Below are 12216 nucleotides of genomic sequence, written 5' to 3' on the forward strand. Positions count from 1 at the left end.
TCAGCGGCGGTAGCCGTTGGCGCGGGGACAGATGTGCCCGGTCGGGTCGAGCGGCTGCCCGCAGAAGGGGCAGGAGGGGCGTCCCCCCTCGATCGAGGCGGTGCATCGCATCGCGAAGGCGCGGGCCCGGCCGGGCTCCAGGACGACCTTGATCGACTGCGGCGGCAACCCGGCCCAGGGGAGCTCGGCGGTCTCCTCGCCGTCCTCCTCGAGCGCGGCGACGTCCTCGGCCTCCGGCCGGTCGAAGGCCTCGAGCACCACGCGACGCTGCCCGGCCTCCCAGGCCACCGAGAGCCGCTGGACGCGGAAGTCGTCCTCGATGGGGGTGTCGAGCGGGGCGTTGTCGACGAACGCCTGACCGGCCGCCTCGGTGCCGTCGGGCCCCGCGACGTCGTCGAGCATCTCGGCGAGCGACTCCCCGAGCAGGCGGACCTGTTCCTTCTCGAGCGAGACGGTCATGACCCGCTGGCCGTCGGTGGCCTGGAGGAAGAAGGTGCGCCCACCGGGGGGGCCCACGCTTCCGGCGACGCACCGCTCGGGCGGGTCGAAGACGTGCTCAGCCATGGGGGTCAGCCTACGTCCTTGCTGCCGGCGCCCCCACCCACCTCGGCATCGCCGGAGGCGCCGTCGGCGGCGAGCCGCGCCACGAGGCCGGAGAGGTCCACCGGATCACTCCCGGTGTCGTTGGTGCGCAGCACGAAGGGGCGCGTCGCCGTCCGGTGCACGAGGCTGAGCGAGGCGGGGTCGACGACGATCCGCTGGAAGTCGTCGAGGCCCGTGGCGAGCGCGTCGGCGAGGATCGCCTTGATGACGTCACCGTGGCTCACCGCCACCCAGACCGCCCCCGGTCCGTGCTCGGTCTCGACCCGCGTGTCCCACTCGGTGACGGCCTCGACCGCCCTGGCCGCCATCTGCGCCATCGACTCGTGCGCGAAAGCCTCGTCGGCCGGGAAGGTGACCGTCGAGGGGCGGTCCTGCACGTCCCGCCAGAGAGGCTCTGTGGCGAGCTCGGTCAGCGGTCGGCCCGTCCACGCGCCATACCTCGCCTCCCCCAGGCGGTCCTCGGTATGCCGCGCCACCGGTCGGTCCGCGGGCTGCGCGGCGAGCACGGCGGCCGCGGTCTCCTGGCACCGCTGCAGCGGGCTGGCGACCACCGCGGCCAAGGGCGTCGCGGCGAGGCGTTCACCGGCCGTGCGCGCCTGACCCGCGCCGGTGTCGTCGAGCCCGAGGCCGGGGGTCCAGCCGGCGAGGATGCCCTCGGCGTTGGCGCGGGTGCGGCCGTGGCGCAGCAGGATGCAGATGGCCATCAGTGGTCCTCCTCGAGCCGGGCGTGGGCCTCGACCGCGGCCTCCAACGCGTCCATGCGGGTCGCGAGGTCGGCGCCCCAGGGGGCGATGGTGAGGGTCGTGATGCCCGCCTGCGCGTACTTTCGCATGCGCTCGGTGATCCGACCTACATCGCCGAGCAGGCTCGTGTCGTCGACGAACTGCGCGGGCAGGGCCTGCGCCGCCTCGCCGTAGCGGCGCGCGAGGTAGAGCTCCTGGACCCGGGCCGCCTCGGCCTCATAGCCCATGCGCCCGGCCAGCTGGTTGTAGAAGTTGTGCTCCTTGCTGCCCATACCGCCGACGTAGAGCGCCGGGTAGGGGCTGACCGTGCGTGCGCACGCCTCGAGGTCGTCCCCCACGGCGAGCGCGACCGTGGCGTCGGTCTCGAACGGCCTGCTCGGCGGGGTGGTGCGCCGGGCCAGGCCCGCCTCGAGGTGGGCCAGCTGATCGGCGAAGAAGTCGGGGGCGACGAAGACGCCGAGCCACCCGTCGGCGATCTCCCCCGCGAGCTCGAGGTTCTTGGGTCCGACCGCGGCGAGGTAGACCGGGATGCTGGAGCGGTGCACGTGGGTGAGGCGCAGGGCCTTGCCGGGCCCGTCGGGCAGGGGAAGGGTGAAGAACTCGCCGTCGTGGGTCACCGGTCGGCGCGCCAGCACCGAGCGCACGATGTCGACATACTCCCGGGTCCGGGTCAACGGCTTGGCGAAGCGCACCCCGTGCCACCCCTCGGAGACCTGGGGGCCGCTCACGCCCAGCCCGAGCCGGAAGCGTCCGCCCGAGAGGCTGTCCAGGCTGACCGCGGCCATCCCGGTCGCCGCCGGGGTACGGGCCGGGATCTGCATCACCCCGGCGCCCAGCCCGATCCGGGAGGTGCGCGCCGCGAGGAAGGACAGGATGCTCACGGCGTCCGGACCGTAGGCCTCCGCGACCCACGCGACGTCCAGCCCGAGCTCGTCGGCACGCTGGACCAGCGCGAGGTTGTCCTCGTCGCGGCCCTGCCCCCAGAACCCGCAGCTCAGTCCGAGGCGCACCCCTCAGCCCCGCGGCGTCTCGTCGACGTCGTACTCCTCGTCCTCGAGACCGGAGTACTCGTCGTCGTCGTCGGCCTCCCGACCGGTCGCGGCGAACTCCTCGTCGTCCTCGAGCTCCTCGAGGTCGTCATCGTCATCGTCGTCGTCGCTGTCGAGATCGTCCTCGAAGTCGTCGTCGTCCTCGTCCTCGTCCCCGGCGAGGTCCTCGTCGTAGACCTCCAGCGGCGTCACCTCGCCGAAGGCGTCCATGAGGGCGTCGTCGTAGGCCGTGAACGCCTCCGCGATCCGCTCGTAGGCCTCGACCACGGACGGGTCGTCGTCACCACGACTGACCGCCGCGGTTTCCAGGTGGGTCTCGAGGGCGGCGACGAGGGCGGTCAGGGCGGCGCGCGGGTCTGCGGTCATGGTGTGACGGTAGCGCGAAATCGGCCCTGACGGGCGGGGATACCTCCGCTCCCGCGGGGACGTGCCTATGCTGGTGCGCGATGGTCGAGTACGAGTACCGAGAGATCACCTTCCACCGCGACCAGGGTCGCGGCGAGGTGCGGCAGGCGTTGACCGAGCACGCGGAGTACGGCTCCTGGGAGCTGGCGCGGGTGCGCGTCTACCTCGGGGGTATGCGTCGCGTGCTCCTGCGTCGCAAGATCATCCGGGTGCGGCGCACCGCCTGACCTCGTTCCCCTCAGCAGTCGGCGACGAGCTGGCCGAGGACGCGGGTGCCGAACCTGATCGCATCGACCGGCACGCGCTCGTCGACCCCGTGGAACATCCCGACGAAGTCGAGCTCCTGGGGCAGCCGCAGCGGGGCGAAGCCGTAGCCGGTGATCCCGAGCCGGGACAGGTGCTTGTTGTCGGTGCCGCCGGAGAGGCAGTAGGGCAGCACGTGCGCCCCGGGGTCCTCCTTGAGCAGGGCCCGCTTCATCGAGTCGACGAGCTCGCCGCTGCTGGGCGCCTCGAGGGCGACATCCTTGTGCTCGATCTCGACCTCGACGTGCTCCCCCGCCAGCCGGCGGATGGTGTCGAGCAGCTCGTCCTCGTGCCCGGGCAGGAAGCGGCAGTCCAGAGAGGCCGAGGCGCTCTGCGGGATGACGTTCATCTTGTAGCCGGAGTCGAGCATGGAGAAGTTGGAGGTGTCCTGCAAGGTGCCCTCGACGAACCGTCGGGCGCCGCCGAGGCGGGCGAGCATGTCCTCGACCCCCTCCTCGTTCCACGACTCCCCCGTGACCTGGGCCACACCGTCGAAGAGCTCGCGGACCGAGGCGATGTAGGTCCGCGGCCACGGGTGGGCGTCGATCCGGGCGATCGCCTCGGCGAGGCGCACGATGGCGTTCTCCTCGTTGGGGACCGAGCCGTGTCCCGCGCGGCCCGTCGCGTGCAGCCGCAGCCACGCGATGCCCTTCTCCGCGGTCTGCAGCAGGTAGGCCCGCGTCGGCGCGCCCGTCGCCTTGTCCGGCAGCGTGATGGAGAAGCCCCCGACCTCGCTGATCGCCTCGGTGCAGCCCTCGAACCACTCCGGGTGCTCGGCGACGACGTGGCCGGCCCCCTGGACACCCCCGGCCTCCTCGTCGGCGAAGAACGCCCACACGATGTCGCGCGGCGGCTTCTCCCCCGAGCGAGCCAGCTGGCGCAGGGTCGCGAGGAGCATGGCGTCCATGTCCTTCATGTCGACCGCACCACGACCCCAGATCATGCCGTCCTTCTCCTCGGCCCCGAACGGGTCGACCGACCAGTCGGAGGCCTCCGCGGGGACGACGTCGAGGTGACCGTGGAGCACGAGACCGGGACGCGAGCTGTCCCGGCCCGGGGTCCGCACGACCACGCTCGTGCGCTCCGGGTGGTCCGCCGGAGCCGTCACCTGCGGGTCCAGACCCACCTCGCGCAGCAGCTCCACGACATACTCCGCCGCAGCCCGTTCCCCCGGGCCGCTGCCGTCGCCGTAGTTGCTGGTGTCGATCCGGATGAGCTCCTTGCAGATCCGGACCGCCTCCTCCTCTGCTGTGCTGGAGGGGCCGAGGTCGTCTGTCATGGACGTCATCCCGCCACCCTAACCAGGCGCGCCGTGGCCGCCAGCGGGGAGGATCTATGCAGGTGCACCGATCCTCTCCGGTATGCGGGCCTGTGCCGGGGAGGATCCGTGCAGGTGCACCGATCCTCTCCGGTCTGCGGGCCTGTGGCGGGGAGAATCCGTGCGCCTACTCGGGGTCCTCGGCGAACAGCTCGAGGTGGCGGCACTCGCGGCACCGGAGGGCTCGGACGCGGTGGCGGGCGGCCTCGTCGAGCGCGGTGAATCCGAAGATGTGCGTCGCCGGCGGCTCTCCGACCCAGTCGACGTGCCCGAGCACGCCGTCTCCGCCCACCGTGAGGTGCCCTTCGTCCTGCAGACCCTCGCTCCCGCACGCCGTGCAGCGACTCCGCGCCCGCTGCCAGAGGTCCGGGCCGTCGGCGCCGAGCCGGATCATCGGGTCGCCCCCACCGCTTTCGGGCTCCGGAGGTGGGAGAGGCGTCCCCGTCATCCGGCGGTGAGCTTGCCCTCGATGCACTCGACGAACTGGCCGAGCAGCTTGTCCGACACGCTCTGCATCACGCCCCGGCCGAACTGCGCCGGCTTGCCGGTGATGTTGAGCGAGGTGGTGACATCGGCCGTGGTGCCGGTGCCGTCGGGCGCGAGCTGCAGGATGACATTGGCCGAGGCGTTGCCGAGACCGCGCAACCCCTTGCCGAGCCCTTCGATCACGGCCCGGTGCGTCTCGTCGTCCCGCTCCACGAAGCGGCCCTCGCCCTGGTAGGTCACCCCGATCGGGCCGAGCTTGACCTTGACGTTGCCGGTGAACTCCTCCTCGGTGGCCGAGGTGACGGTGGCCCCGGGGAAGCAGCCCCCGACCTGCTCGAGGTCGGTGAGCAGGGCCCAGGTGTCCTCCGGCGGGGCATCGACGGTGAAGGTGTGGTGCAGCTCCATCGCCATGGCGTCAGGCCCCTGCCGCCGCGAGGACCGCGCGCCGGGTCAGGACGCCGGCGACGTGCTTGCGGTAGTCGGCCTGGCCGTTGAGGTCCGACGGCGGGTCGGTGCCATCGGCGACCTGGGCGCACGCCTCGGCGACGGCGTCCTCGGTGGCCTCCTTGCCCACGAGCGCCTCCTCCACGGCACGGGCCCGCAGCGGGGTGTTGCCCATGTTGGTCAGCCCCACCTTGGCCTCGGCGATGGTGCCGCCCTCGGTCCGCACGGCCGCGGCGACACCGATGATCGCCCACTGGTGGGAGACCCGCACGAACTTCTCGTAGTGCGCACCCCACCCCGTGTGCTTGGGGATCTCGACAGCGGTGAGCAGCTCACCCTCGCCCACGGCGGTCTCGAAGAGGTCGACGAAGAAGTCGGCCCCCTCCACCGTGCGCTCGCCGTCCGGCCCCTGGATGACCATGCGGCCGTCCAGCGCCAGCACCGGCGCCCCGACGTCACCGGCGGGGTCGGCGTGCGCCAGCGCACCGCAGACCGTGCCGCGGTGCCGGATCTGGGAGTCGGCGACCTCGGCGAGCGCGGTATGCAGCAGGGCCAGGTGCTCCTCGACGAGCGGGGAGTCCAGGACGTCCTGGTAGGTCGCGCCCGCACCGATCCGGATCGCGTCGCCCACCTCGGTGATGCCCTTGATCTCCTCGATCCGGGAGATGTCGACGATGATGCCGGGCGCGTTGAGGCGCATCCGCAGCACCGGTAGCAGCGACTGGCCGCCGGACATCACCTTGGCCTCGTCGCCGTGCTCGGCGAGCAGGTCGAGCGCCTCGGCCACCGAGGCCGGAGCGGCGTAGTCGAACTCCGGGGGGATCATGCCTGACCGCCTTCCTGCGTCGTGCTGCCGGCGGAGCTCGCCGCAGTTCCTGGTGGATCCTGGTTGGGCTCGCCCTCGGCGAAGTGCCCGGCGGCGGACTCGGCCGTGTCGGTCATCGCCCCCGCCGTGCCGTCCTGGATGGCCCGCCACACGCGCTCCGGCGTGCACGGCATGAGGATGTCCGTGACACCGAACTGCCGGATGGCGTCGAGCACGGCGTTGACGACCGCCGGGGTCGAGGCGATGCAGCCGGCCTCCCCGACGCCCTTGACGCCGAGGTCGTTGGACGTGGCCGGTGAGGTCGTGCGGTCGGTGACGAAGTTGATCGTGTCGGCCGTGGTCGGCAGCGTGTAGTCGACGAAGGAGCCGGAGACCAGGGTGCCCTGGTCGTCATACACCGCCTCCTCCCAGAGCGCCTGCGCGATGCCCTGGACGAGGCCGCCGTGCACCTGACCCTCGACGATGAGCGGGTTGACGACGTTGCCGATGTCATCGACGCAGACGTAGGAGCGCATCCGTGAGGCACCGGTCTCGGTGTCGATCTCCATCGCGCACAGGTGCGTGCCGTGCGGGAAGGAGAAGTTGACCGGGTCGAAGGTCGCATCGGCGTCCAGGCTCGGCTCCATGCCGTCCGGCAGGTCGTGCGCCGCGAAGACGGCGAGCGCCAGGCCGGCGAGGCCGAGTCCCTCCTGGTCGGACCCGGCGCCCTTGACGGTGAACTTCCCGTCGGTGAACTCCAGGTCGTCGACATTGGCCTCGAGCATGTGCGCGGCCAGCGGCCTGGCCTTCTCGACGACCTTCTTGGCGGCGTTGATGACCGCCTGACCGCCGACGACGAGCGACCGGGACCCGTAGGTGTCCAGGCCCTTGTGGCTGATCTGGGTGTCACCGTGCAGGACCGTGACGTCGTCGAAGGGGACGCCCAGCTGGGTCGGCCACGATCTGGCTCCAGGCCGTCTCGTGGCCCTGGCCGTGCGCCGAGGAGCCGGTGATGACCTCGACCTTGCCGGTCGGCAGCATCCGGACCGACGCGTGCTCCCAGCCGCCGGCACCGTAGTTGAGCGAGCCGAGCACCCGCGAGGGGGCGAGGCCGCACATCTCGGTGAAGGTCGAGATGCCCAGGCCCAGCTGCACGCGGTCGCCGCTCTCCCGGCGACGTCGCTGCTCGGCCCGCAGCTCGTCATACCCGAAGAGCTCCTTGGCCCGCTCGGTGGCCGCCTCGTAGTTGCCGGAGTCGTACTCCAGCCCGCAGACGGTCGTGAACGGGAACTCCTCGTGGGGTGATCCAGTTCTGCTCGCGGACCTCCATCGGGTCGCGGCCGAGCTCGAGGGCGAGCTCGTCCATGATCCGCTCGATCGCGAAGGTCGCCTCGGGCCGCCCGGCGCCGCGGTAGGCGTCGGTCCACGTCTTGTTGGTGAAGACGTTGGTGCAGGAGAAGTGGTAGGCACCGAACTTGTAGATGGAGTTGAACATGAACGCGCCGAGGATCGGCACGCCCGGCGTCACGAGGCCGAGGTAGGCGCCCATGTCGGCGAGCAGCTCCACCTTGAGGCCGGTGACGGTGCCGTCGGACTTCGCGGCCAGCGTGAGCTTCTGCCACTGGTCGCGACCGTGGTGGGCCGAGAGCAGGCTCTCGCTGCGGGTCTCGGTCCACTTGCACGGGCGGCCGGTATGCCGCGCCACGAGGAAGGTGATGATCTCCTCCGGGGTGACCTGCAGCTTGCCGCCGAAGCCGCCGCCGACGTCGGGGGCGATGACGCGGACCTTGCCCTCGTCGACGCCGAGCGTCATGGCGAGCATGAGGCGCAGGATGTGCGGCACCTGGGTGGCCGACCACATGACGAACTGCTCGCCGGTGGGGTCCACCACGGTGGAGCGCGGCTCCATGAACGCGGGGATGAGTCGCTGCTGGCGGAACTCGCGCTCGACGACGACGTCGGCGTCGCGGATGGCGTCCTCGACGCTCGAGCCGGTGCCGGCCTCGGCCGAGTCGAAGACCCAGGTGGCCGAGCGGTTGGTGCCGAGGTCGGGGTGGGCGAGCTCTTCGTCGGCGGCGGCCTTCTTGAGGTCGAGGGCGGCGGGCAGCTCGGCGTAGTCGACGTCGACGAGCTCGGCGGCGTCCCGCGCTGCCGCAGCGGTGCGCGCGGCGACGACGGCCACGACCTCGCCGGAGAAGGCGACCCGGTCGACGGCGATCGCCGGGTGCGGCGGGGCCATCTGGTCCTCGGTGATCGGCCAGGCGCACGGCAGGCTGCCCTGGAGGTCCTTGACGTCCTCGCCGGTCAGCACGGCGATGACGCCCGGAGCCTCCTTGGCGGCGCTGGCGTCGATGCCGGTGATGCTCGCGTGCGCGACCGGGCTGCGGACCATCGCCAGGTGGAGCATGCCCTGCAGCTGCAGGTTGTCGGTCCACTTGGTGCGGCCGGTGATGAGCCGCTGGTCCTCCTTGCGACGTCGGTCGCGGCCGACCTCGAGACTCGTGGTCTGTGGCCGGTCGTCGACGGCGGTCACGACTGCTCACCTCCGCTCGCGGCGGACTGGCCGGAGGCCTGCAGGACCGCCTTGACGATGTTGTGGTAGCCCGTGCAGCGGCAGAGGTTGCCCTCCATGCCGTGCCGGACCTCGTCCTCGGTGGGACTCGGGTTGGTGTTGAGCAGGTCGGTGGCCTGCATGATCATGCCGGGGGTGCAGAAGCCGCACTGGAGGGCGTGGCAGTCGCGGAAGGCCTCCTGCACCGGGGTGAGGGTCTCGCCGTCGGCCAGGCCCTCGATCGTCGTCACCTCGTGCCCGTCGGCCTGGACGGCGAGCACGTTGCACGACTTCACGCTGCGCCCGTCGAGGAGCACGGTGCAGGCGCCGCAGTTGCTCGTGTCGCAGCCCACGACGGTGCCGGTCTTGCCGAGCGTCTCGCGGAGGTGGAAGACGAGGAGGGTTCGGGGTTCGACCTCGTCGGTGTACGTCGTGCCGTCCACGGTCACGGTGATCTTCATACGGCTCTCCCGTCCGGAAGATGAGGGGACTTCGTTGTCCTCCCCGATCCTGCCGTGACGGTGGGTCACGCGCAACAGATAGGAGCGGGGTCAGACGATATGCCGGTGGATCGCGCCCGCGGTCTCGCGCAGCGGCTCCCCGCCGCCGCCCCAGCGCAGCGCGATGATCTCGCTGGCGATGCTCACCGCCGTCTCCTCCGGCGTCCGGGCACCGAGGTCGAGACCGATCGGGCTGCGCAGGCGGGAGAGCTGGTCCTCGGTCAGGCCGACATCGCGCAGCCGGGCCAGGCGGTCCTCGTGGGTGCGGCGCGAGCCCATCGCGCCGACGTAGGCCAGGTCGGGGGCGTCCGGGCCGAGCAGCACCTCGAGCAGGGGCACGTCGAACTTCGGGTCGTGGGTGAGGACGCAGGCGACCGTGCGCGCGTCGAGCGCGTCCTGCTCGACCTGGGACTCGACATACCGGTGCGGCCAGGAGACGACGACCTCGTCGGCGTCCGGGAAGCGGCTGCGCGTCGCGAAGACCGGGCGGGCGTCGCAGACCGTCACGCGGTAGCCGAGGAAGCTGCCCATCCGGGCCACCGCGGAGGCGAAGTCGATCGCGCCGAAGACGAGCATCCGCGGGCGGGGGGCGTAGGAGGCGACGAAGACGCGCATGCCCTCGCCGCGCCGCTCACCGTCCGGGCCGTACTCCAGCGTGGCGGTCCGACCCTGCGCGAGCATGCCGCGCGCGTCGTCGGTGACGGCGGCGTCGGCCCGGTCGCTGCCGAGCGTGCCGACGACCGACGCCGGCTCCGGGCGGACCACGAGCCGCCGCCCGAGGTGGGCCTCCTCGGGGTGGGCGACCACGGTGACCACGGCGACCGGTCGACCCGCGTCGATGTCGGCGGCGATCTCCCCCAGCTCCGGGAAGTCCGTGCGGGAGACGCGTTCGACGTAGATGTCGAGGATCCCGCCGCACGTCAGGCCTACACCCATCGCCTCGTCGTCGGAGACGCCATACCGCTGCAGCACCGGGGCGCCGCTGTCGATCACCTCCTGGCCGAGCTCGTAGACCGCGCCCTCGACACACCCCCCGGAGACCGAGCCGACCGCCTCGCCGTCGACGCCGACGAGCATGGCCGCACCCGGCTGGCGGGGGGCCGACTTCCAGGTGCCGACGACGGTCGCGAGGGCCACCTGCTGGTCGTCCTGCCACCACGTGAGGAGCCTGTCCAGGACATCGCGCATGGCGTCAGGATGGCACGCAGGTGCAGCATCGGCACGACGGAGACCGTGACGGACGCCGACGATCAGCCGTCATGGGGACCACAGAGACGCTGTACGACCGGGTGGCGCAGGCTGTCGCGGCCGGGGGTGGGGAGTTCCTCGTCGAGCGCACCGCCACCGGCTTCGACGTGCAGGCCGACGTGCAGGACCACCGTTGGGTCGGCGCCGCCTACCGCGCCGGCATCCGCGAGCTGACCATCCACCACGTCGCCGTGGACGAGGTGAACGGCACCTATACCGTCACCGACGACCTTCGGGCCGCGACGTGGGAGGCGGGGGCGGCCGGGCCGAAGTTCGTCCCGCGGGCCTCGATGAGCCGGTCGCTCGGGACGTTCCGGCAGGTGCGGCGCTCCTACCGGACGCAGGTGGGTGCGGACGGGCGTCCGGAGACCGTTCTGGACCACGTCTTCGACTCGGCCCGGGGGCGCAAGCTGGTCGAGAGGGAGGCTGCGGAGCTGGGCCTGGAGAAGCGGATGAACACGCCCGCCAAGGTCGGGCTGACCTTTGCGGTGCTGGCGCTCGTCGTCCGCCCTGGTGGCGCTGGTCGTGGCCGCCGCGGTGACCCTCTCGACCTGATCCGGCGCCGGTCTGGAGCGTCCCGTGGGAGTGGTGCATATGCCCCAGATCCACGGGACGTCGACGAACGTCCTCGTGAACCTCAGGCTGAGGCGACGCGGTCGAGGATCTCCTGGAAGGCCGCCAGCGAGTGACCGGCGACGAAGTCGTCCACGTGCGGCAGGACTGCGACGATCCCGGCCTGCACGGGGGCATACCCCTCCTTGCCGCGGTGCGGGTTGGCCCAGATCACCCGGTGCGCCAACGAGCGCAGTCGTCGCAGCTGCTCCCCCAGCAGCTCCGGCGACTGCCGCTCCCACCCGTCGCTGAGCACGACGACGACCGCGCCGCGGGCCATCCCGCGCCGGCCCCACCGCCGCAGGAAGACGTCGATCGCCTCGCCCAGTCGCGTCCCGCCGGACCAGTCCGGCACCGTCTCACCGGCCGCGAGCAGGGCCCGGTCCGGATCGCGCTCGCGCAGGGCTCGCGTGAGGTGGGTCAGCCGGGTGCCGATGCTAAAGACCTCGGTGGTGTGCGGGCTCTCCTGGACCACGGTGTGCGCCAGCCGGAGCAGACTGTCGGCGTAGGACCCCATCGAGCCCGACACGTCGACCAGGAGGATGACCCGACGGCGACGGATCGTCTTGTCGCGCAACCGGATCCGGGTGGGCTCACCGAGGTTCCGCAGGTGCGCGCGGACCGTCGCCCGCCCGTCCACCTCCCCCCGCCGTGACCGGGTATGCCGTCGCGCGGGCCGGGTGGGGTGGCGCAACCGGAGCGTGCCGAACTGCCGGCGGAGAGCGGCCCGGTCCGCGGGCGCCAGACCGGCGATGTCGCGATGGCGCAGCACCTCCTGCGCCGAGGCGGCGACCCGCACGAGGTCATCCTCGGAGCCCGGCTCGCCCTCCCCCGACGGCTCGTCCAGGGAGGCCTGCACCGCCGTGGGGGCGGGCGGCTCGTCCCGGCTCACCGCCTGCATGGGCCGGCCCCCGAACCACCCGGTGAAGACCCGGTCGTAGGGCTCGAGGTCGGCAGGTCCCGCGGTGAGGGTGGCACGCCCCGCCCAGTAGACGCGCGCCCGGTCGCCGAGACCCGTTGCGGCACAGGCCTGCAGGAAGGTCCGCTCCCGGTCGGCGCTCACCGGCAGGCCGGCGGCGCGGCAGGCCCGCGCGAACCCGCCCAGCGCCTGACCGGGGCTCCATCCCTCGACCTGCGTCACGGCATACC

General features: G+C 72.1%; 16 protein-coding genes. 2 read left to right on the forward strand and 14 right to left on the reverse strand.

All coding sequences use genetic code 11. The annotated features are described in order from the left end of the window. From FA582_RS07960 to FA582_RS16385, 4 genes are read right to left on the reverse strand one after another with little or no spacing between them, the layout of a single operon-like run. Complete coding sequence (locus FA582_RS07960; protein WP_147899784.1) at positions 1–564, reverse strand: DUF3090 family protein; 564 nt, start codon at positions 562–564, stop codon at positions 1–3. Between the two features lie 5 nt (positions 565–569). Continuing rightward, the gene (locus FA582_RS07965; protein WP_010148465.1) at positions 570–1307 is read right to left on the reverse strand and encodes an MSMEG_4193 family putative phosphomutase; all 738 of its coding nucleotides are present in this window, start codon (positions 1305–1307) and stop codon (positions 570–572) included. After that, positions 1307–2356, reverse strand: a complete 1050-nt coding sequence (locus FA582_RS07970; RefSeq protein ID WP_010148466.1) for an LLM class F420-dependent oxidoreductase — start codon at positions 2354–2356, stop codon at positions 1307–1309. Before FA582_RS07970 ends, FA582_RS07965 begins: the two co-directional genes overlap by 1 nt. Positions 2357–2359: 3 nt before the next feature. Continuing rightward, on the reverse strand, positions 2360–2761 hold the full coding sequence (locus tag FA582_RS16385; RefSeq protein WP_010148467.1) for a hypothetical protein: 402 nt from the start codon (positions 2759–2761) through the stop codon (positions 2360–2362). A gap of 80 nt (positions 2762–2841) precedes the next feature. Here FA582_RS16385 and FA582_RS07980 point away from each other — a divergent pair, with 80 nt between their 5' ends. After that, the gene (locus tag FA582_RS07980; RefSeq protein ID WP_010148468.1) at positions 2842–3027 is read left to right on the forward strand and encodes a DUF5703 family protein; all 186 of its coding nucleotides are present in this window, start codon (positions 2842–2844) and stop codon (positions 3025–3027) included. 11 nt (positions 3028–3038) lie between these two features. Here the strand turns inward: FA582_RS07980 and FA582_RS07985 are convergent, their stop codons facing one another. From FA582_RS07985 to FA582_RS08015, 9 genes are all read right to left on the reverse strand, one after another. Continuing rightward, a complete protein-coding gene (locus FA582_RS07985) occupies positions 3039–4391 on the reverse strand; it encodes a M20/M25/M40 family metallo-hydrolase (protein ID WP_010148469.1) in 1353 nt (450 codons plus the stop codon). A 157-nt stretch (positions 4392–4548) separates the two neighbouring features. Then, entirely contained in the window at positions 4549–4815 is a 267-nt protein-coding gene (locus FA582_RS07990; protein ID WP_010148470.1) for a hypothetical protein, read from the reverse strand. Positions 4816–4865: 50 nt separating this feature from the next. Beyond that, positions 4866–5318 (reverse strand): SRPBCC family protein, encoded by a 453-nt coding sequence (locus FA582_RS07995; protein ID WP_010148471.1) that lies wholly within the window; start codon positions 5316–5318, stop codon positions 4866–4868. Between the two features lie 4 nt (positions 5319–5322). Beyond that, positions 5323–6177 carry an FAD binding domain-containing protein gene (locus FA582_RS08000; protein WP_010148472.1) on the reverse strand — a complete coding sequence of 285 codons (855 nt, stop codon included), beginning with the start codon at positions 6175–6177 and terminating at the stop codon, positions 5323–5325. Then, positions 6174–7103 (reverse strand): xanthine dehydrogenase family protein molybdopterin-binding subunit, encoded by a 930-nt coding sequence (locus tag FA582_RS17540; protein WP_338093020.1) that lies wholly within the window; start codon positions 7101–7103, stop codon positions 6174–6176. Before FA582_RS17540 ends, FA582_RS08000 begins: the two co-directional genes overlap by 4 nt. Next, entirely contained in the window at positions 7063–7422 is a 360-nt protein-coding gene (locus FA582_RS17545) for a molybdopterin cofactor-binding domain-containing protein (RefSeq protein ID WP_338093021.1), read from the reverse strand. The genes FA582_RS17540 and FA582_RS17545 overlap by 41 nt, the downstream gene beginning before the upstream one ends. Then, positions 7358–8689, reverse strand: a complete 1332-nt coding sequence (locus FA582_RS17550) for a xanthine dehydrogenase family protein molybdopterin-binding subunit (RefSeq protein ID WP_338093018.1) — start codon at positions 8687–8689, stop codon at positions 7358–7360. The genes FA582_RS17545 and FA582_RS17550 overlap by 65 nt, the downstream gene beginning before the upstream one ends. Beyond that, positions 8686–9168 carry a (2Fe-2S)-binding protein gene (locus tag FA582_RS08010; RefSeq protein ID WP_010148474.1) on the reverse strand — a complete coding sequence of 161 codons (483 nt, stop codon included), beginning with the start codon at positions 9166–9168 and terminating at the stop codon, positions 8686–8688. The genes FA582_RS17550 and FA582_RS08010 overlap by 4 nt, the downstream gene beginning before the upstream one ends. 90 nt (positions 9169–9258) lie before the next feature. Then, positions 9259–10395, reverse strand: a complete 1137-nt coding sequence (locus tag FA582_RS08015; RefSeq protein WP_010148475.1) for an XdhC family protein — start codon at positions 10393–10395, stop codon at positions 9259–9261. 71 nt (positions 10396–10466) lie between these two features. Here FA582_RS08015 and FA582_RS08020 point away from each other — a divergent pair, with 71 nt between their 5' ends. Further along, entirely contained in the window at positions 10467–11144 is a 678-nt protein-coding gene (locus tag FA582_RS08020; RefSeq protein ID WP_010148476.1) for a hypothetical protein, read from the forward strand. Here the strand turns inward: FA582_RS08020 and FA582_RS08025 are convergent. Continuing rightward, complete coding sequence (locus tag FA582_RS08025; protein WP_010148478.1) at positions 11093–12208, reverse strand: vWA domain-containing protein; 1116 nt, start codon at positions 12206–12208, stop codon at positions 11093–11095. The genes FA582_RS08020 and FA582_RS08025 overlap by 52 nt on opposite strands. Positions 12209–12216 lie beyond the last annotated feature (8 nt).

The organism is Serinicoccus profundi, from assembly GCF_008001015.1.
Taxonomy (GTDB): Bacteria; Actinomycetota; Actinomycetes; order Actinomycetales; family Dermatophilaceae; genus Ornithinicoccus; species Ornithinicoccus profundi.

Coding starts and splice junctions, on each gene's coding strand:
- FA582_RS07960 (WP_147899784.1), bottom strand. CDS start 564: ATGGCTGAGCACGTCTTCGACCCGCCCGAGCGGTGCGTCGCCGGAAGC.
- FA582_RS07965 (WP_010148465.1), bottom strand. CDS start 1,307: ATGGCCATCTGCATCCTGCTGCGCCACGGCCGCACCCGCGCCAACGCC.
- FA582_RS16385 (WP_010148467.1), bottom strand. CDS start 2,761: ATGACCGCAGACCCGCGCGCCGCCCTGACCGCCCTCGTCGCCGCCCTC.
- FA582_RS07980 (WP_010148468.1), top strand. CDS start 2,842: ATGGTCGAGTACGAGTACCGAGAGATCACCTTCCACCGCGACCAGGGT.
- FA582_RS07985 (WP_010148469.1), bottom strand. CDS start 4,391: ATGACGTCCATGACAGACGACCTCGGCCCCTCCAGCACAGCAGAGGAG.
- FA582_RS07990 (WP_010148470.1), bottom strand. CDS start 4,815: ATGATCCGGCTCGGCGCCGACGGCCCGGACCTCTGGCAGCGGGCGCGG.
- FA582_RS07995 (WP_010148471.1), bottom strand. CDS start 5,318: ATGGCGATGGAGCTGCACCACACCTTCACCGTCGATGCCCCGCCGGAG.
- FA582_RS08000 (WP_010148472.1), bottom strand. CDS start 6,177: ATGATCCCCCCGGAGTTCGACTACGCCGCTCCGGCCTCGGTGGCCGAG.
- FA582_RS08010 (WP_010148474.1), bottom strand. CDS start 9,168: ATGAAGATCACCGTGACCGTGGACGGCACGACGTACACCGACGAGGTC.
- FA582_RS08015 (WP_010148475.1), bottom strand. CDS start 10,395: ATGCGCGATGTCCTGGACAGGCTCCTCACGTGGTGGCAGGACGACCAG.
- FA582_RS08020 (WP_010148476.1), top strand. CDS start 10,467: ATGGGGACCACAGAGACGCTGTACGACCGGGTGGCGCAGGCTGTCGCG.